The following is an 18,507-nucleotide window of genomic DNA, read 5'->3' on the forward strand; positions in this document are numbered from 1 at the left end:
GCTTTCATTGTCTACGAGGTCTTTTACTTCTACTCCGAAGTCGGCTTCTTCCTCTGTCCTGTTGATTTTCAGATCTCTTCCCTGGCTGTAGATCAGGCCTACATTGTGTTTTTCTACTGTGAAGAATTTTTCTGAGCTGTTTGTTTCACCGTGGATTGCCTGTCCATCGTTGTAGACATCCTGGTACTCTACCTTGTATCTGATATCGCCTGTCCAGTTCTTGTAGGACTGTAGTTTGAAACTGATGTTTCCGGTTCCTGTTTTCTCTTGAGTCTTGATCCACTGGGCAGGGGTTTTGGCCCAGATTGATGCGTTGATTTGATCGTTTTCGTTATCTGAGAATGAAGTATTTATTGTGAAGTTTTCTCCCCAGTATCCCTGATCTGGTGTGTTGCTGAAGCTCTCTAGTACTGGTGCTGCGTTAGTTTTTCCTCCTACTCTGTAAATTGTTTCGTTGTGTTCTGAGTATGTTGTTCCTACTTCTTCCTGCGTTACCTTGATGCTGTCAATTTTGCCGTTGCTGTTTTCATCTGATTTACATATCTGGAATGTTGCACCTTCCGCAGTGATCTGCTCTTTCGAGCTGCATCCTGTGCTTGACGGAGTGATATCTGTGTATGTTCCATCCTGATCCCAGTCAACTTCGATGAATACGTTGTCTGTTATCTTGCTTTCATTGACTGCAATTGTTGTTGTGACATTTCTGAATGTTGCTGATGTTTTAGAAGTGTTTCTGAACACTGTCACGTTCTGGTATGATGGTGATCCTCTGCTGAAGTTTGATTTAGTCTGGACTACTGGTGTTGCGTTCATTCCTTCTTCGTACCAGATGTAGTCATCTGATCTGATTGGTGTATCTGGGTCTAGGATGTATGCTAGGTCTCCTGGCAGAGGAAGGTATGGCGCGCTTATAGAGTACTTTCTACCGTTGAATACTACTTCCTGTGATCCTTCTGTTGAGAGAGTATCTGGAAGGTAAAGGCTTTCTACTCTTACTGGTACTGCAGGATTGCTGCTGTATGCTACCTGCAGTGCATTGAACATGATGTCTTGGCCTGTTGAAATGCCTGTTCTCTGGGCCCACTTTGTCACGTCTTCCTGCAGTGTGTACGTATCTGAGAAGTTGTATTCGTATTCTACTCTTGGTTCTGAGACTTCTACTCTTCCGCCGCTGTCGGATCCAAAGACAATGTCTATTGTACATGTCAAGTTGCTACACTGGCCGAGTTCATCGTTGAATTCGTCTGTGAAGTTGCTGCCTGTAAGGGTTGTTTCTCCGAAGAAGAGGCCTGTTTCTGAGTATTCGTTGTCTCCGTCGTTTCCTATGTTTACTGTCAGGTTTTCTGGTACTGAGAATAGGTTGATTATGTCGTTTTCTGAGGTTGTGACTCCTACTTCTTTTCCTGCTACTCTTCCGATCTCTCCTTTACTGAGTTCCTGGATTTGCGAGCTGTATTCGTATGTGTTGATTGGTGTGCCATCAGGCTCCATAAGGAGTACTGTTCCATTCCTGAAACCTGCCAGAATGCTGCTTTCTGAGGCCTTCGTAATGTTTCCTGATTCAAGGCTTTCTACTTTGGAGCTGTAGCTTTTCTCCCAGATCTGTGTGCCGTCTGAGTCGATTGCAATTATTCTCTGGTCTTCTGTTCCTCCGATGATTTCTTTTCCTGTGCTTCCTCCGCTTACCTGTGTTGTTGTCAGTGATCTGAACCATGTGTCGCCTGTCGGAGGATATCTTTCGATCTGTGTTCCGGAAGAGTCAAGGATTGCAATCTTGTTCCTTGTTCCTACTACAATTTCGTTTCCTGTTGTCCCGCTTGATGTATCTCCGATTTCAACATCGGTTATCTCGCTGCCTGCAGTGTAATTCCAGATCTCGGATCCTGTACTGTTTAGTGCTCTTACTGTTCCACCGAACTTGGAAACAACTATTTCATCTCCTCTGTTGGATCCGAAGACGTCTGTTCTTAGCAGTAGGCCTTCGGAAAGTTTTTGACCCTGTGTGTATGTCGCCGTGCTTGAGCTTGAGTCAAGTAGCAGGTTGTAGCTGTCTGAGCAGCTTTCACAGTAATATGTAATGTTCTCGTTTTCGTTCAGGTCCTGACCGTCTACCTCTGTCCTTACCCATGTGTATTCGAGGCTGGTATTGGTCCATGTTCTTGCGGCAGATCCTGTTCTTCTTTCGTAAGTGTAGTTCTCTGTCTTTACTTCTGAGGTCAGCCCTGAGTTCGTTGAGGTGCCGATGAAGGCGTTTGCCCCTGAGTCTGTGCTAAGTTCTACAGTGGAATCTGAGTTTAGATCTGATCCACTAACTTCTGTCTTTACCATCGAATAATTGACAGGTATCTGAGTGATTTTCCTCATGAGGCCTGTTTGATTATCTTCGATCAGATTGTAGCCTGTCGTACATGAGTCACATGTTACTGATAGCGGATTCTGGCCTAGTTCATCTGATGGTAGTTCTGTACCAGCCCAGTTGTATTCTGTAGATGTATTAGTCCAGACCTGCACCATGTAGTCTCCTGATGTTAGATTGCCTTGGTAGTATGAGTGGCCTGTCGTGCTGGAGTCCTTTATGAGGTTGAATGAACTGTCTGTAGCACAGGATTCACAGTTGTACGTAACGTTTCTTCCCTGGGCAATATCTGATTTGTTGACTTCTGTCTCTACCCAGTCAAAGTCCAGCGATGAATCTGTGCTTACGTTGATCATGTAGTCAAATGGAAGTGGTTCGAGGGCATCGTCTGTAAGTATTTCGGAGTTACCTGAGGTGGAGTTGTCTCCAAACATTTCGTAGTAGCTACTGCTGTTACAGTTAGAACATTCGTAGAATATTACGTCGTTGTTCAGTGAAGACGTGTCAATTTGAGTGGAAACCCACTCTCCGCCAGTAGTATTTCCAGTAGTGTTACAGGAAGGTATCTTGCTAGTGTTAATCTGCTTGTTTACGTTTGTACCTGGACCTCCTAGCTGCAGGTCATAGGAAGCATTTCCTACCGAACACATTTTTGCTGAAACTGTTGCTTCCTGGGCCTGTAGACTTTCGACGTCGAGAGCGGTAAGATCAAAGTAAGGATCAGGATTTCCGCCTCCATTACATCCAATACATGTTGAGTTGTCGGCCTCTCCGTCATTGATAGATCTTACTACTGTGCTTGTCTCCTGGATCTCATCTGTGCTGATATTGTATCTATTTCCATTTATGACGAAGTATGGCTGAGATCCTTTCGATCCTTCATAGTTCAATGCTGTTCTGAGGTATACTTTCTCGGCCTCTATATCGGAAGGGATATTGTAGAATAGGTTGAATGTCGCCTGATTCTGTATGTCTGTCAGGTTTTCACCTGCTCCATCTTCTGCACTGTAGATTTCCTTGGCTGTTTCGGTTACTTGCCCTGAGTCAATAGGGTAGGTTGTGCCATTCAACTCGAACTCTAGATCAGAAATCTCTCCACCGATACTGTTGAGTGCAACTGAGACATACGTGCTGGCATTATCCTGAATAGTAGTATTAACTGGAATCTGATTGTCAGAGACAGGCACTACAGATTCTCCATCTGAACTTGACCTGTTTACATTTTCACTAGTGGTACTGCTAACTTCTGAAAGATTTACATTGTAGGTGTTTCCATTCAGTTCTATCTGTGCAAGGCCTTCGGCTCCAGGTTCCTTTGCAAGAGGCAGTTCCAAGTAGTACTTCTCGGCTGAGAAACCTGGTTGCTCGACTTCCATAGTGAGATTTCTTCCATCGAATCGGGCCATACCATCTACGTTTACGTCGTTCAGTCTTCTTTCGGCCATCTCTGTTACTTCGCTGGTGTCGACCGTGTAGTTCTGGCCTCCAACCTCTACTTTCAGCGAGCCCTGATCGCTGTACTTGTTGACAGCGGTTTTCAGGTAGACTGTTCCATTTTCCTGTGAAATATTGAATGGATACTCTACGTTTACTGGGCCTCCGCATCCTGTACAGATCAAGTCTTCTGCTGAGCCATCGTCGTTGGTGTAGAAAATGTTCTGTGATGAGAGTTCTCCGCTGTCTACGTTGAAGTAGCTGCTTGTATCCGATGTGCTCCATATGAGATTTCCGTTTGTATCCAGAACCTTGACTCCTGCATTTGTTGTTAGAATTATTTCTTCCTTGTTTGTCACGACGTCAATGTTGCCTGATGAGATTCCGTTCACATCGTTGCTGGAAGTGTAGTTCCAGAGGCTGTTTCCTGAAGAGTCATAGGCCTTGACCTGCGTGCCATCAAGAACCACCATTTCATCTCTTGAATCTCCCTGGATGTCGGCGAACTCCATTCCTGTTCCTGTCAGTGTGAGAAGAGGCCTGCTCTCAAGGGTTGATAGTTTGATGCTGAAATTCTGTACGCTACTGTCGCCAGGAATATCAAAGCTTCGTGTAGTATCTTGATCGAGATTCAGTACTTCTCCTTCGTATCCTGGATCGTAGTTTGTCGAATCTCCTGAAGGATTACAGGCCCAGAAGTTTGATGAGAAGGAACAAAGTGTCTGAGTTACCAGGCCTTCGTTCAAGGTTATTCTTGTTGAGTCCTGTTCGGCCTTACCTCTTCCACTGACGGTTCTGGTTACTCCTCCTATACTAATATTGGCCTTGTAGTCTCCGAACTGGTTGACGTCAAATACTATTCTTCCGAAAGAGTTACTCTGGCCATTCCAGTCTGCAGTAATATCGTTTCCTGCTACTGTGCCCGATGAATCTGTCTCAACCCAGGATCCATCCTGTCGGTATTCAATCCTGTTCAAGCTGAGGCTATCTTGCCCATCGATAACATCTATATCTAGCTGGCTATTGGTGGTTGAATTAAACTTTATAGTCCAGTTGCCGGCTTCTGAGCCGTCAGAAATTCTAAATTGGGAAACTGCATCAGCTATATTTGCATCTGTTTGACCTGCGATGCTTCCAGCCAGTATTAGAGCAAAAGCTATACCTACTACCAGCTTGCCTAAATCGTCGCTGAGGCTGCCTCTCAGTCTAGAAGTGATCACTAAGATATAGTTCCTTAAGCTAGTATAAAAAAATTAGACTGCCGGCGAAAAACCGCCAGCGCTACTATTTTCTCCTCATTAATTATAAACGACGCGAGTCAATTCAATATATAGTAGGTTTTATGATTTTCAGCCGCTCTCTACCGACAAAAACAGCTTTATGGACTAAGGCCTGTATTTTGGTATTGCTGGTGTGTTTCACAGGGCTAGGTGCGGCTTCAGGATTTCAGAATCCTCAAGTATTCTATAATACTACGACAGGTCAGGCCACTTTCACGGTAGAGAACGACACCGGCCTTGTGGATCCCGAAATCAGGATTTCATCTCCATATACTGACTGGAGTAGCCAGAATCTGACTTACTCATCTAACTCTACTTACTCTGTCAATGTGAGTTTTGACAGGCCTAATGGAATTTACTACTACAGATATGTCTCCCAAAATCATGGCTTTCCAGATAATCACTTCACTTTTGTAGCAGGCACCAGAAATGATTCTGTCCTCGCGAAAGGCCTGAAGTTCCAGAATCAGAATTCCAGCTCCAGTTTGTGTAGTCCTTACGGCGATTTCACGTGCGAGTACGAAAATTATCAGTCGGAGCGAATGATTTCCGCTGTTCAGTATTACAAGGCCACGGCCAATCAGACATATCTTGACAGGGCCTTAAACTTCTCTTCCAAGCCTTATGGTGAGACTTTTGCTTATCGTTGTCAGACATTTAACTGTGGTACCAAGATTTCAGACAGCGGTGTTCCATCTTCTGTCAGGCAGGGAGCGCTTATTGAGGGCCTCTGGCAGGTTTACAGTGTTTCAGATAACAGTTCTGTTAGGGATCTGGCCCTAGGCTATTCTCAGGGTTCTCCTCAGGAGTCCTGTAATGTCTGGAATTCGAGTTATAACTGTACGACTGGTTGGGGTCAGGGAAGAATGGCTCAGGGCTACCTAACTGCATACAGGGTAACAGGCAACTCTACTTACTTGAATAAGGCGGAGAAACTTCTTGAGCTTGATTATAACCATTCTCTGTTTGGAAAGGCTCTTACAGAGGCCTATAAAATCACTGGTGAAGATAGTTACCGGGAGAGAGCGAGAGAGCTGGCTAGAGAGGTCTCATGTGAGAACTGTTCTGATAATTTCATGAAGAAAGAGTTTTACTGGTCTGGATTTCTCAGTACCGAGGAGTATGGATACTATAGGAATGGTTATCAGGATATGAACTCTTCTTGCCTGCAGGATGTTAACAGCACCTGTTCTAATCCGCTGAATCAGAGCAGGGCCTCCAAGTACTTGCTAAAAAAGTACCTTGCTTTCCAGAATAATACTAAGGATGTTTCCAATGGCGGAGTGCTGGAGAAGGATCGTATAGGAGATCCTGTAGCTGTAACTGCTGATTTTGAGGGGATGGTACAGAATACTTCTGTCCAATTTCGCCAGGTTGGTGGCAACTGGACTAACTGTGATATAGGGTGGTTTGGAGATTGTTTCTTAACTGAAAATAACTCTCTTGAGCAGGGAGTCTATGAATACCGTTTTAAGACTCAGAACCTTTCTTTCCCACAGAATGGGTCTCTCAGGTTTGCTTTGAACTCTAGAAATGATGATTTGTTGGAGGAGACGGAGGCCTTCGCATCTAGTGGGATGGAGACATTGCCTGAGGGCGAGTACTGTGATTTATCTGATGATCCTCTGGCCTGTGACAATGAGGGGTACCAGGCAAAGATGCTGTCTGGCTATACCCAGATATACAGTAGTTCTGACAGCTATCAGAGCAGGATTTATGAACTGTTTTACGGGCCTTATGTGGACTTCATTGGCGCCAGTGCGAACTGTGATCCTGTTGATGGTGATTATGATTGTGGTACGGGAGGTTATCGTGAGGAGGCCTCGGAGGAGGCTGGTAGTTACAAGCAGGGTAATTTGATTGAGTCCATGTGGGATCTTTACTCCGAGACCGGTAACGGTACTGTTTATGTAAGAGCTGAGAATTATACGCGAGGTAGTGCGGAGGACTGCGATGTATGGGCCGGTGATTTCAGCTGTGATTCTTCCAAGGGCCAGGCCGCGATGATTGGTGGTTATTCAGAGGCCTACAGGATTACAGGCAATCAGACCTACAGAGATATCGCAGTCAATCTCTCTGAGGCTGGAGTTCAGGGCTCTCAGAACAAAGTTCTCGCAGGTGCTCTGTGGGAGGCCTCAGTTCTATACAATAATACTAATTACAGCGATCAGGCATTGAACTGGACGGAGAGCTTGATCAATTCCTGTACCTCTGGTGAGTGCACTGCAGATGAGTATACTTCTTCTGTGGCCTTTGCACATGATACCTTTGTATATGGAAATAATGATTCTTATTCTGATTATTATCAGGGCTTGGTGGATAATACTACTGGTTCGGGCCAGTGTGGGCCTTGGAAGGAGGATTATGCATGTTCTGCTCCTGATACGCAGGGTATGTTTATGGAGACTTTGCAGACAGCGGCTTATTCGGTTCCTATGAAGTTGAAAACTGTTGATAGCTTTAATGTGTCCAGCACAAGTTTGCAGCCTCAGAGTTCTACAGATCTAGTTTGTTCTACTAGAAACGTTCTTCAGAATACTACTTTGCGAAATACAACTTTCTCACTGGATTATCCTGGCTCTGCATTTGCGCTTTCGGGTAATCAGACTCAGGATGTCGGCAATATCCCTTATCAGAACTCCTCGGAGGCCAGCTGGTCTCTTACCGCTGAGCAGTCAGGAACTTTTACTGTTTCATGTGTGATTTCGTCGGTTAATGGCCTGGATCAGGTGGAGGAGGTTGAGATAGCTGTTTCCGAGCCTGAGCCGGAAGGCGGTGGAGGTTCTGGTGGTCAGGAAGAGGACTCTGGAGGAGCTATCATTCTGCCGGAGCCTGAACCCGAGCCGGAATACTTGAACTATTCTCTCGAGGACTTCAGAAATATCTCAGATGTTTCCGATTATGGCCTGGATGCTGAGAATTATACCTATGAGAGAGCTTCCTGTGGTTCAGCTACAAGAACTGTCTGGCCTTCTAACTCCACACTCGATGTTAATTACTGTGGGGATCTTACTCCGGTAGTCATAGATGAACAGAACAGTACTCTGGTAGAATTATTTAATCAGAGTGTTTCTTTACAGTCTAATTACAGTCTTAACCTAAGTAATTATTCTGCGCCGGCCTTGCTTGAAAGAGAGTTGAAGGTTCTGGATGTAAACAGTACTGTTGATTCCATTGATCTTTCAGGTAATGGAAGTGCTCTTGTATCCTCAAAGCTAAACAGGCCTGTTATGTGTACGGTTTCCAGAAATGGCCGTGAGGTTTACTCGGAATTTACATCTGATTTAAGCTATGAGGTAGAATTGGAGGATGGCCTGAACAGTATTTCTGTTGATTGTGGTGGGGAGGTTGAGAACTTTAATGTCGAGTATGACTCAGAGGTTCCACGTGAGGATGAAGGTTCCAGCAGGTTTATTGTTGCGGCATTGCTGAGCCTGGTTGTAGCAACCCTGTTTTTCAGAAGCCCTATCTTATTTGTCAAGAACTCTCTGTTGTTCAGATTTTATTCAAGAAGATTCAGACAGTCTATTTACCATGAGAGTCCGGCAAAGGCCCTAGAGTACTATAATGAGATGAAGAACTACTCTAATCATGTGTCTGAGGATCTTTTCTATTCTGAGATCAGTTTGATGAGAGGCGTCCAGTTGTATCTTGCTATGGACTTGATTAAGGAAGGTATTGAGGATGATATTGTCAATGCGTTCGGTGAGGATATTGAGGGTATTGTCAACAGGTTTATGGAGAGGTCTGATAATGATCATTTGCAGAAGATGTTGAATAGTAAGCTTGAGGAGATCAAGGGCAGTGCATAGGCCGAAACATGTTTAACAATCGTGGCCCGTTGACTTTCTATGGGATGGTATGCGCTAGAGGAAGTTGAGGAAGCAGCTAAACGAACTCGTGAACTACTGTTGCCTTTTGATTGGAGGCTATGGGCCAGAATTGCAATTATGGCTTTCTTTGTAGGAGGTTTTACTTTCCCAGGATTTGGAGGCAACTATGCTGGCTCTCCGGATTCTGGTATGCATGACCAGGATATGGCTGCTAACACAGACTTTGGCCTAGCGAATATAGATGGTCCAGGGCTGCCTGATATGAGGGTTGAACTGGCAAATGTAGACGGTCTAGGTCTAACCAATATTGTTTTGCTTGGTATAATTTTCGGAGTACTAGGAATAGGCCTTCTGTTTGGAGTTCTGAGATCTGTATTCGGTTTTGTATACTATCAATCATTGCTGGATGACGATGTGAGGATTAGGAGCAATTTCGTCAAACACTTTTTCAAAGGCCTCAAGCTTTTCGTGTTTGAGGTATCGGCCGTATTTGCATTCCTAGCTATTGGAGGTCTTCTCGTTCTTCCCGTATTTGTTAATCCATTTTTCGCTATCTTCACTATCTTATTTGCCATTCCATTGATAATGGCAGCGGCTGTATTCTTCCAGCTCACTACCGACTTTATTCCTCTGCTAATGATAGATTCTGACAGAGGAGTGATGGCCTCGTGGGCAAAGCTTTACGATATGATTGTTGATGAGTGGAGGCAAGTAGGCCTTTACGTTATTGCAAAAGTGGTTCTTGGAGTACTATTCCAGATAGCTGTGGCATCTGCAGGACTGCTTCTAGGTCTTCTATTGATACTGCCTATAGGTCTGGTTGCGCTGGTCTTTTACTGGATTGCTCAGCCACTGGCAATTGTGGCAGCGGTAGCTGGAATTATCCTGTGGTTGGCTTCAGTTATTTACTTCCTGAATGGGCCTGCTACAACATTTTTCAGATATTATTCTATCCTGGTCTACGATGATTTGACTCAGGAAGAGGCCGTTGAGGGTTAGAAGTTGCTGAGGGATGTTTGACGGCTTTCCAGCATCTTACTTTCTTTTTTCAGTCTTCGGTACAGGAATTTGAATTCGTGGCCTATCATTTTCTTTACTTGCTGGAAGCTGTCGATTTCTCTGTATTCGTCGAATCCGTTTCTTACTGTTTCTCGAATTACCCATACTCCTAGTGGTGCCCAGTATTCTGGTTTTACTTCTCTGATTATGAGTACTTTGGCCTGTCTGTTGATGCTGTTGAGGTATTCGAGTGCTCCGAGTCTTGCTGCGTAGAATGCACCTGCTGTTTGTTCTGCGTAGCTTGTCCGGCCCTGGTATGGTTCGTAGTTCTGTGCTATGTATGTGTTTTTGGCTGCGTTCCATACGGATCCGGGCCTTTTGAGTTCTATTAGTTCGTACTCCCATTTTCCAGGGATGAGGAAGATGTGGAAGTCGTTTCCTACGTATTCGTTGTTAAAGTATCTGATTTCTCCCAGTTCCTGATTGTTTTTGATCTGTGCTCTGATTTTCTTTGATACCATGTCGTCTGAGGCTGTGATTCCCCATCTTGTTGGCACCAGTTTTCTGTTATCTTCCTGGCCCAGCATTCCGGTTGATAGGGTTTGCTGTATTTTGTATACGTCGACGTCTTTGTCAGTCAGTTCTTTTACGGCGGTTTCGGCCTTTACGTCCGTGTCGTAGAATTTTTTCTCTACCTGTTTTTCGACTGAAGGGTTTTCTCCCAGCAGGAATTCTTTGATGTCTCCGCTGGCGGATACTGGTTTGACGCGGCCTCCGCTGATGCTTGCTCCTGGTCTTTTGTCAAGTTCTACTTCAATGTCTACTGGTTTGCGGGCCATTGCTATTTCTCTGGTGTTGTCGACGAAGTTGTCTGTTTGCTGTACTTTAAGTTTCTTTTTTGAGTTGACTAGTGATGTTCTGAGTGATGCTATTTTTTCGATTGAGTAGTTTTCCTTATACCATCCGTCGGGAGAGTCCATCATTTCGGAGCTTCCGAGGTGTTGTGGTGATAGAATTCCTGTGTTGACTTTGGGATAGTTGTGGCTGCCTATGAATACGCTTGGTGGTGAGGCTCCGTGGAATTTCTTCTTTCTTTCCTGGCTGGGCATTACTTTTTCCAGCTTTCTCCGGGCTTCGTCTTCTGTTATTCCTTTTGCGAGTTTGCCGTATCCCATGGTGAGAATTTGGGCCTCAAGAAATATGTAGCTAGCCCAGTTTCCAGTGTGGATCTTTTCTGTCTTTGAGTTCGACTATTTCTTCCAGGACCTTTTTTTCGCCGGCTGTTGTGAGGTCTTCGAGTTCCTGGAGTTTCCTGTAGTCTTCTCCAGTGATATCTGATAGGAGGATGTCGCCTTCTTCTATGTTTCTGCCGACTGTTGCGTTGGTTATTGATACTGCGACTTCGTCTCCTTTGTTTGCTTCGTCGATGGATTCCTGTTGTTCCTGGATGCTTTTTACTCGGCCGATTCTGTCTCCTTCTTCGTCCATCAGGCTGCTGCCGGTAGAGAGTACTCCTTCGACTATTTCTACTCCTACTACTGCTGGATTACTGCTTCTGAATACGTGGTCTGGCATAAGCCTGATTTTTGCAGGCCTTGATGTGTTGGAAAGTGCTTCTTCCCTTCTCTTTCTTTCAAGTTCTTCTTTCCATTCTGTGTAGTTATCGATTATTTCGTAGATTACATCGCTCTGGAATACGTTAATGTCTTTGTCTTTGACTGCGAGTTCTCCTTGGTCGGTCATTCCTGTGTTGAATGCGAATATGGCCTGGTTTTCGGCTTCCTCGTTCTGTACGTCTACGACGTCGCCTTTGTTGATTGGGCCTACTTCTGCTTTCTGTACCATGATGTCGCTTTCCTCTACTACTCGCATTAGTGCTTCCAGTGATCCGAGTGAGTCTGCTTTTACGACTACTCCGTGTGTTTTGGTTTCGAATTCTACTGCTTCCAGTTCGTCTTCTACTTCCTGTTTAGCTTCTTCGAGTTCTTCTTCGCTGCATGTCCTGATTGGAGCGCCGGCTATTACTCCTTCAAGATCTTTTCCTGATATTTTGACTCCTGATGCTGGCGTTACAGTATCTACTTCGTTGTAGTGTTTGTCTTCTCTGATTTCCTGTAGAGGCCTTGGCTCCAGTAGGGCTCTGATGTCCGTTACTTTTACTCCTGATGCTGTTCCGTAGACTAGTTTGTCTGTTTTGTTGATTGTTCCGTCGTAGTGGATTACGTTGATTGTTGTGCCGAGGCCTTTTTCCTGTGATACTTCTAGTACTGTTCCTCGGCCCATTCCTTCGTTTATTTCTAGTTCGTCGGCCAGGTAGTTTTGGCTGAGGCCTGCTATTACCATTAGTAGTTCGGGGATTCCTTCTCCTGTTTTTGCGGAGATTGGTACCATGGCTGCTTTTTGCTGGAAGTTGTCTACTCGGTCGAATCGGTCGGCTACTACGTTGTATTCGTTGAGTTCGCCCATTAGTTCGTAGATTTTTTCGTCTAACTGTTGTTTAACGTGGTCCTGCTGTAGCTGGATGTTTTGTGTGAAGAGTTCTTTTTCTGTTCTCCAGCCGTTGAGTTTGTCTATTTTGTTGAGTGCTACCACGAATGGTGTGTTTGTTTCCTGGAGGATCTGCAGGGCTTCTTCTGTTTGTGGTTGTACTCCGTCCTCTATGTCGATTACTACTACGGCGATGTCGGAGATGCTGCCGCCTCTTTTTCGTAGTGATGAGAATGCTGCGTGGCCTGGTGTGTCGATGAACATTAGGCCTGGAATGGTGATGTCTGCTTCAAGCTGGTCCAGTAGGCCTCCGCAGACGTCTTCAAGTGTTTCGATTGGTACTTCTGTGGCACCGATCATCTGTGTGATGCCGCCGGCCTCGCCTTCGGTTATTTTGGATTCTCTTATGTCGTCTAGTAGTGTTGTTTTACCTGAGTCTACGTGACCCAGTACTGATAGAATTGGCTGGCGAGGCATCTTTTTACACCTGAAATAGGTTTTCTGGTGAAATTTTAAGAAGGATATAGTTGGGGTTTTATTCTTCTAGAATTTTTACTGGTTCTCCGTTCCGGGTGATGTCCTGGCTGATCGTGTTTAGGTAGCTTTGCTGTACGTTATCGATCATTTCTCTGTCTGATTCATCTAGGTTGCCGTATGCTGTCTCTATGGCGCTCTTGAATTTTTCTCGTCTCTCTTGCAGAATGTTTCTCACTTCGGAGATCTCTATTTTTTCTCCGGTACTGGAAAAGCCTTTCAGTTCGTCTTCAGTATCTTCAAGGTATTGCTGAACCTCGTATTCTATTATATCGTATAGTTCATGATCTTCTTCTATTTCTGTACCGATTTGGGTCAGTGAAACTGCTTTTTGAGGAGTCATCTCGTCCTCTAAAAGGTGATAAGCAGCTTTCTCGAAATTATCCATAATATGTCTCTATTCCTAAGTGATAAAAATTTACACTGGGGGAAAAATGAGGGGTCATGAAGAAATAGGTTTTGTAAGGATGAAGAATAGGAGAAAATGAAGAATAAGGGTTGAGAACTGGTTTTAGTTCTCTTTTTCAGGGTACTTGTGGCTCCGGTTGTTTCTGTGATTCTTCTCACATTTTCCGGAGCAGAAATGTAGTCTTTCTCCTGAGTTAAGGATGAGCATCTTGCCCTGTCCTTTTGGTACTTCTTCGCCGCAGTAGTCACAGTCTGCCATTGTTCTATCCCTCCATCTCCGTTTCTTTGATGTGTACTACATCGTCTTCTCGGATTGGGCCTCTTACGTTTCTTACCAGGATTTTTCCTTCTTCGTTTCCTTCTATTACTCGGCATCGTACTTTTCGTACGCTTCTGTGGCCCTGGTCTCCGATTACTTCGATGATTTTAGCCATTACCATTTTTGATCACTGATGGGGGTTTATTCTTCCTCTTCTGCTTCGAGGAGTTCTGCTGCTTTGTTTGCGATGTCTTGTACATCGTCGTCTGCGCTGCCGGTGTTTACTACTGCTGCGGCTGCGGTCTGTACTTCTAGGCCTGCTGCTAGTCCGAGTTCTTCTTTGTCTGGGACGAATGTGTATGAGATGTCTCTTTCTTCGGATAGTGCAGGTAGGTGCATTACGATTTCTTCTGGAGAAACGTTTCCAGCGATTACAACTAGGTCTGCGTTATTTCTTTCGATTGCTTTTGTAACTTCGTTTGTTCCTTTAACGACTTTTCCTGTGTCTGCAGCTTTTTCGACTGCGTCGTAGGTTTGTTCTGCTAAAGTTTCTTCCGGCTCGAATTTTTGGTATGTCATTTTTGGATTACCTCTCTATGAATAGATTTCATCAAGGTTGTAAAACACAAAGAGAAGAGAACTTTTTTATACCCGGTCCTTTCGTAATTATTGCTGTTCTGGGTCGAATTCGGCTAGTTTCTCGTTCTCTGTCCAGTTGAGTTCTTCTTCCAGTTCGCGGATTAGAAGGTTGAGGTTGTGTTTCTGGGCCTCGGTTCTTGCAGGTACTTCTTCTAGTGCTTCTACAAGTTTGTCTTTGAGAAATTGTGCTTCTTCGAGTACGGAGTTGGCGTCTCGGTATTCGCTTAGTAAGGCCTCTATCTGTTTTCTGTCTTCCATATGGTTATCTCCTGGCCTAGTGTTTTTATTCTTCCTGTGAGGATACGATGTCTTCTACCTGGTCTCTTCTTGTGCTGAAGTCTTCCAGAAGTTGTTGTGCTTCTCCTTCTGTTCTCTGGTCTTCGTTTACTCCTGCTTCGAGGTGTTCTACTACGTCTTCTATTTCGTTGGATAGGTAGCGCATTTCCTCGATTCTGTCCTGTAGCTGGTCGAAGTGTTCGACTGTCAGGAAGATTGTTTCTGAGTCCTCTTTTCCTTTTGAGAAGTCTGCTGACTTTGGAGGACTGTTTCTTGACTGTTTTCTTTGCTGTGTTCTCTGAGATACCTGCTGAGAATTATTGTTTTCGTTGTTCGAGAAATTCTGGGCCTGGGATTCTGGCTGCGAGAAGTTATTGCTTTGCTGACTGTTCTGTTGGTTGTTTTGCTGGAATCCTTGCTGATCCGAGCCTGTGTCCTGCTGCTGGAAGGCCTGATCTTGTTGTCCTGATGTTTCAGGCTGTGAGAAATTATTGTTTTGTTGGTTCCGGGATCTGTCTCCGGATTCTTCGTTGTTTTCGTTATTCTTATCGTATGGGCTTCCTGAGAACTGTTCTTGCTGAGTATTTTGCTGGTTGTTCTGCTGGAAATCTTGTTGTTCTGCCTGGTTCTGTGTGTCTTCGCTGTCGTCTCCTGCTTCCTGGTTCATCTGTGAGAAGTCAGGTTGTTCTGATTCCTGTTCCTCTTGATTGTTGTCGGCCTGGTTGTTTCCTCCTTCGTTGTTTACCAGGTTTTTGATTTCCTCCATGTTCTCTTTCAGTTTCTGTTTGTCATCGTTTCCCAGATTAAACATAGCCCTATGGTAATGATTCTCTTCCCGGTTTAAATAAACTGGCTACAGGCCTGTAAGAGTTACTGGATGGAAACAGTTCTCAGAAAGTTATACTGCGCGGATAGAATGGTTGAAAGGTTAAGAGAATATGATAAGAGAATATGAGAGGGAAAAATGTGTGAGGGTTTTTACTCCTCGTCTTCTTCGTCTGTTTCTTCTTCGACTTCTTCTGTTTCCTGTTCTTCTACCTCCTTGATTTCTGCTCCGAAGTCTGTTACTTCGTAGTTGAAGTCTTCTCCGTTTCTTTCTGCCATTTCTCTGGCGAGCAGGAAGTAGACTAGGCCTAGTGCGTTTTCTGCTTTGTTGTTTGCAGGAATTACGTGGTCGATTTCTTCTATTTCGTTTTCTGAGTCTGCAATCGCGATGACAGGAATGTTGGTATCGTGTGCTTCCTGGATGGCCTGTGCGTCTTCTTCTGGATTGGATACTACGACGATTTCAGGCTCTACAAAGTTTTCTGATTGCGGGTTGGTTAGTGTTCCTGGCATGAATCGGCCGTCGATTAGCTGTGATCCGATTGCGTTGCTGAAGGCCTTGATTGGTGTTCTGGCCTGTTCTGTTCGGCCTACGACTAGTATTTCTTCTGGATCGTAGTCTGCAAGTACTTTTGCTACTTCTCTTATTTTTTCGTCTGTCTTGTCTAGGTTGAGAACTGCCAACTGGTTTTTCTTTACGTGGAAGATGTATTTGTCCATTGATGTGTGTTGGGCCTTGGTTCCAATGTGGACTCCATTGGCAAGGTACTGTTCTCGATCGACCAGCATGTTTTCCTCTTCGCTCATACACGGCTATTTAAAGACAAATATTAAATACGGCTCGATTCATTGGGTTGTTTCGTGTTCGATTTCTTCGGATAGTTTCCAGTATATCCAGATTCCTGCTACTGTTCCTGTTGCTAGCGGTGTGATGAATCGTAGCCATTGGCCGGCCTGAGTTTCTGGTGCTATGATGTCGACCAGGAGGCCTAGGAAGAGTACTGTGGCTATTCCTGCGGCCGCGTTTTTGAGTGCTTTTTTGTTGTGTTTCTTCATTTTTCAGGCCATGTTGATTTCTGGGTTGTCTGATTTGTCCCAGAGTCTTAGTAGTTTGTTTAGTTTGGCGATTCTGATGTCTGCTATTCCGGCCTTTATGACTGGGCATTCCCATTCGAGTGCGAGGTCGCTGATGGTGTTGTCGCAGGTTTCTCCGGATCTGTGTGAGATGACTGGCGTGTAGTCGTGTTCTTTCGCTAGTTCTACGGTTTCACGTGCGTCTGTGACTGTTCCGATCTGGTTGGGTTTGACGATCAGGGAGTTGCAGGAGTCTTTGTCGATGCCTTCCTGGAGTCTTTCTTTGTTTGTTGTGAATAAGTCGTCTCCGCAGATCATGACTTCTGGGTTCTGGCGTGTGAGTTTGGCGTGCATTTTGAAGTCTTCCTGATCGAATGGATCCTCGACGTATACGAGTTCAAATTCGTCTATCAGCATCTGTACAAATTCCAGTTGTTCTTCAGGCGTGTTGACTTCTCCTAGCGAGGTCATACGGTATTTTTCGTTTTCGTAGAACTCTGAAGCTGCTATGTCAAGGCCTATTCGTGCTTCATATTTGTCAGCTACTTTTTTCAGCGCGCGGAGTGTTGCTTCGTCGTCCATGGATGTGATTAGTGCGCCTTCGTCGTTGATTCCTTTTATTTTTGATGCGTATCTTTCTTTGAGTTCCTGGTAGATTTTTCTGTTTGTTTCTATGGCTTCGGGAAATGTTTTGGCGTTGACTGGTAGTACGAGGAATTCCTGTATGCTTGTGTTTCCTCCGTGTTCTCCGCCGCCTATTACGTTGCTCAGTGGTAGTGGGAAGTTTTCTGTGTTTTCGAATCCTTCTGCGTTTTTGAATGCGAAGCTGGAGGCTATTGCGGAGGCTCCTAGTCTGGAGAAGTCGTTCGTACCGTCTATATTGTGTAGTTCTTTGTCGAATTCTTCCTGGGAAAGATCCCGGCCTTCTAGCTTCTGTATTAGTTTTTCGATGTTGTCCAGGTGGTCTGGGACGAAGCATTTGGCTTCGTGTGTTCCTGTTGATGCTCCGGACGGTGCTTTTCCGTAGGAATTGTTTATTTCGGCTTCTACGGTTGGTTTTGTCCTTGAATCAATTATCTGTCTGAGCTCTATATTTCGGAGTTCCATGTTAGAATTAATGAGAAAAGTGGAATAAAAAGTAGGGTATTGCCCTTACTTTACTGTGATTGGAAGTTTGTCTGCTTCCATTTCCTGCTTGGCGATGTCTATTGGGGATTCATCTCCTTCTGTGTCGACGAAGGATGGTGCTCCCATTGCGATCTGCAGGCTTCTGGCGCCGAGGATTCGGGCCTGTTCGTATCTTGTGTATTCTGTCATTGTTATCATCCTATGTATCCCAGGTCTGGGGCCTGTCCTTGTCCGTCTTGTTCTTGGCCCTGTCCCTGTTTTTCTTTCAGGTTCCTAATCTTTTTAAGGATCTCCTGGCTTTCCTCTACTTTTTCGTCCAGGTCTGTGTAGTCGAGGTCTGCGTCGATTATGCTTTCTACTACTTTGATGACTTCTTCTGTTGATTTTGGATCGCTGAGGAGGAAGCCTGGTGTTTCTCCTAGTATGCAGAGGCCTTCGTATCCTCTTTCCTGTGCGAGCCCCAGTAGTAGGCCTGATACTCCTACTACCTGGTCTACGTCGTGTTCGAATGTTATGCCGTTTTCTTCGTATTCTTCTTGCAAGTCTTTTTCTGTAGTGATACCCATTACTTCTGGCTCTTCTACTACGTCTCCTGTTCCGTAGCCTCCTACTGTTACTATTTCTGTTGCTCCTACTTTTTCTACGAGATCCATTACTTTGTCTGCTACTTCGTGGTGGCCTTCTGGGTTGTTGGCCTGTGCGTTTCCTTCTAGGAAGACAATGTCTTGTTGGTCTTCTCTTTTGAGTTCGTAGATTTCGTTTTTGATTGTCTTTACTGTTTTGTCGTCGTTTACTATTGCGTATGGTGGGAAGTGGCTTGAAGTTATTTCTCCTATTTTATCTGCTTCCAGGCTTTCTGCCACGTAGCTGACAGTGTTTCTTCCTATGTGGCCTACACCTGCTAGTCCTTCTATGAATAGAGGGTTTTCTGTTTCCTGTTCAGCTGTCATTTTGATTGTGGTCTTTCCCATGTGT

At 44.8% G+C, this 18,507-nt stretch carries 16 protein-coding genes (1 of these 16 cut by a window edge); 2 read left to right on the forward strand and 14 right to left on the reverse strand.

Annotated features, from left to right (window positions below; genetic code table 11):
• A protein-coding gene (locus HBNXNv_RS01485; protein WP_347721069.1) for a helicase HerA domain-containing protein crosses the window boundary here: on the reverse strand, window positions 1-5,010 show its beginning. It extends 21,633 nt beyond the left edge of the window; 5,010 of the gene's 26,643 nt are visible here — the first part of the coding sequence; it begins with the start codon at window positions 5,008-5,010; its stop codon lies beyond the left edge, outside the window.
• 122 nt (window positions 5,011-5,132) lie between these two features.
• On the opposite strand from HBNXNv_RS01485, the gene HBNXNv_RS01490 reads away from it, so the two are divergent.
• Together HBNXNv_RS01490 and HBNXNv_RS01495 are read left to right on the forward strand one after the other, a co-directional pair.
• Window positions 5,133-8,882 carry a hypothetical protein gene (locus HBNXNv_RS01490; protein ID WP_347721070.1) on the forward strand — a complete coding sequence of 1,250 codons (3,750 nt, stop codon included), beginning with the start codon at window positions 5,133-5,135 and terminating at the stop codon, window positions 8,880-8,882.
• Window positions 8,883-8,921: 39 nt separating this feature from the next.
• Window positions 8,922-9,902, forward strand: a complete 981-nt coding sequence (locus tag HBNXNv_RS01495; protein ID WP_347721071.1) for a DUF7544 domain-containing protein — start codon at window positions 8,922-8,924, stop codon at window positions 9,900-9,902.
• On the opposite strand, the gene HBNXNv_RS01500 is transcribed toward HBNXNv_RS01495, so the two are convergent.
• The 13 genes from HBNXNv_RS01500 to HBNXNv_RS01560 all read right to left on the reverse strand — a co-directional run bounded on the left by HBNXNv_RS01500 (window position 9,899) and on the right by HBNXNv_RS01560 (window position 18,503).
• Window positions 9,899-11,077, reverse strand: coding sequence for a hypothetical protein (locus HBNXNv_RS01500; RefSeq protein WP_347721072.1), 1,179 nt, complete (start codon window positions 11,075-11,077; stop codon window positions 9,899-9,901). The genes HBNXNv_RS01495 and HBNXNv_RS01500 overlap by 4 nt on opposite strands.
• Before the next feature lie 31 nt (window positions 11,078-11,108).
• Window positions 11,109-12,866 (reverse strand): translation initiation factor IF-2, encoded by a 1,758-nt coding sequence (gene infB, locus HBNXNv_RS01505; RefSeq protein WP_347721073.1) that lies wholly within the window; start codon window positions 12,864-12,866, stop codon window positions 11,109-11,111.
• Window positions 12,867-12,924: 58 nt separating this feature from the next.
• Window positions 12,925-13,311 (reverse strand): hypothetical protein, encoded by a 387-nt coding sequence (locus HBNXNv_RS01510; RefSeq protein ID WP_347721074.1) that lies wholly within the window; start codon window positions 13,309-13,311, stop codon window positions 12,925-12,927.
• Window positions 13,312-13,434: 123 nt separating this feature from the next.
• Window positions 13,435-13,590, reverse strand: coding sequence for an eL24 family ribosomal protein (locus HBNXNv_RS01515; RefSeq protein ID WP_347721075.1), 156 nt, complete (start codon window positions 13,588-13,590; stop codon window positions 13,435-13,437).
• A gap of 4 nt (window positions 13,591-13,594) precedes the next feature.
• Window positions 13,595-13,771, reverse strand: a complete 177-nt coding sequence (locus HBNXNv_RS01520) for a S1 domain-containing protein (protein WP_174603578.1) — start codon at window positions 13,769-13,771, stop codon at window positions 13,595-13,597.
• Window positions 13,772-13,791: 20 nt separating this feature from the next.
• Window positions 13,792-14,169 (reverse strand): 50S ribosomal protein L7Ae, encoded by a 378-nt coding sequence (gene rpl7ae / locus HBNXNv_RS01525; protein WP_347721076.1) that lies wholly within the window; start codon window positions 14,167-14,169, stop codon window positions 13,792-13,794.
• Between the two features lie 87 nt (window positions 14,170-14,256).
• On the reverse strand, window positions 14,257-14,487 hold the full coding sequence (locus HBNXNv_RS01530; protein ID WP_347721077.1) for a hypothetical protein: 231 nt from the start codon (window positions 14,485-14,487) through the stop codon (window positions 14,257-14,259).
• Window positions 14,488-14,512: 25 nt separating this feature from the next.
• Window positions 14,513-15,316 (reverse strand): hypothetical protein, encoded by an 804-nt coding sequence (locus HBNXNv_RS01535; protein WP_347721078.1) that lies wholly within the window; start codon window positions 15,314-15,316, stop codon window positions 14,513-14,515.
• A 167-nt stretch (window positions 15,317-15,483) separates the two neighbouring features.
• Entirely contained in the window at window positions 15,484-16,137 is a 654-nt protein-coding gene (gene rpsB, locus HBNXNv_RS01540; protein WP_347721079.1) for a 30S ribosomal protein S2, read from the reverse strand.
• 39 nt (window positions 16,138-16,176) lie between these two features.
• A complete protein-coding gene (locus HBNXNv_RS01545; RefSeq protein WP_347721080.1) occupies window positions 16,177-16,386 on the reverse strand; it encodes a hypothetical protein in 210 nt (69 codons plus the stop codon).
• 3 nt (window positions 16,387-16,389) lie between these two features.
• Window positions 16,390-17,511, reverse strand: a complete 1,122-nt coding sequence (locus HBNXNv_RS01550) for an enolase C-terminal domain-like protein (RefSeq protein ID WP_347721081.1) — start codon at window positions 17,509-17,511, stop codon at window positions 16,390-16,392.
• A 45-nt stretch (window positions 17,512-17,556) separates the two neighbouring features.
• Entirely contained in the window at window positions 17,557-17,721 is a 165-nt protein-coding gene (locus tag HBNXNv_RS01555; protein WP_347721082.1) for a DNA-directed RNA polymerase subunit K, read from the reverse strand.
• 5 nt (window positions 17,722-17,726) lie between these two features.
• Window positions 17,727-18,503, reverse strand: coding sequence for a proteasome assembly chaperone family protein (locus tag HBNXNv_RS01560; RefSeq protein ID WP_347721083.1), 777 nt, complete (start codon window positions 18,501-18,503; stop codon window positions 17,727-17,729).
• Window positions 18,504-18,507 lie beyond the last annotated feature (4 nt).

The sequence above is a fragment of the Candidatus Nanohalovita haloferacivicina genome (assembly GCF_029232205.1).
Lineage (GTDB): Archaea > Nanohalarchaeota > Nanosalinia > Nanosalinales > Nanosalinaceae > Nanohalovita > Nanohalovita haloferacivicina.

Excerpts from the sequence above, each read along its gene's own strand:
- HBNXNv_RS01490 (WP_347721070.1), top strand. The coding sequence starts at position 5,133 with ATGATTTTCAGCCGCTCTCTACCGACAAAAACAGCTTTATGGACTAAG.
- HBNXNv_RS01495 (WP_347721071.1), top strand. The coding sequence starts at position 8,922 with ATGGGATGGTATGCGCTAGAGGAAGTTGAGGAAGCAGCTAAACGAACT.
- HBNXNv_RS01500 (WP_347721072.1), bottom strand. The coding sequence starts at position 11,077 with ATGGGATACGGCAAACTCGCAAAAGGAATAACAGAAGACGAAGCCCGG.
- infB (WP_347721073.1), bottom strand. The coding sequence starts at position 12,866 with ATGCCTCGCCAGCCAATTCTATCAGTACTGGGTCACGTAGACTCAGGT.
- HBNXNv_RS01510 (WP_347721074.1), bottom strand. The coding sequence starts at position 13,311 with ATGGATAATTTCGAGAAAGCTGCTTATCACCTTTTAGAGGACGAGATG.
- HBNXNv_RS01515 (WP_347721075.1), bottom strand. The coding sequence starts at position 13,590 with ATGGCAGACTGTGACTACTGCGGCGAAGAAGTACCAAAAGGACAGGGC.
- HBNXNv_RS01520 (WP_174603578.1), bottom strand. The coding sequence starts at position 13,771 with ATGGTAATGGCTAAAATCATCGAAGTAATCGGAGACCAGGGCCACAGA.
- rpl7ae (WP_347721076.1), bottom strand. The coding sequence starts at position 14,169 with ATGACATACCAAAAATTCGAGCCGGAAGAAACTTTAGCAGAACAAACC.
- HBNXNv_RS01530 (WP_347721077.1), bottom strand. The coding sequence starts at position 14,487 with ATGGAAGACAGAAAACAGATAGAGGCCTTACTAAGCGAATACCGAGAC.
- HBNXNv_RS01535 (WP_347721078.1), bottom strand. The coding sequence starts at position 15,316 with ATGTTTAATCTGGGAAACGATGACAAACAGAAACTGAAAGAGAACATG.
- rpsB (WP_347721079.1), bottom strand. The coding sequence starts at position 16,137 with ATGAGCGAAGAGGAAAACATGCTGGTCGATCGAGAACAGTACCTTGCC.
- HBNXNv_RS01545 (WP_347721080.1), bottom strand. The coding sequence starts at position 16,386 with ATGAAGAAACACAACAAAAAAGCACTCAAAAACGCGGCCGCAGGAATA.
- HBNXNv_RS01550 (WP_347721081.1), bottom strand. The coding sequence starts at position 17,511 with ATGGAACTCCGAAATATAGAGCTCAGACAGATAATTGATTCAAGGACA.
- HBNXNv_RS01555 (WP_347721082.1), bottom strand. The coding sequence starts at position 17,721 with ATGACAGAATACACAAGATACGAACAGGCCCGAATCCTCGGCGCCAGA.
- HBNXNv_RS01560 (WP_347721083.1), bottom strand. The coding sequence starts at position 18,503 with ATGGGAAAGACCACAATCAAAATGACAGCTGAACAGGAAACAGAAAAC.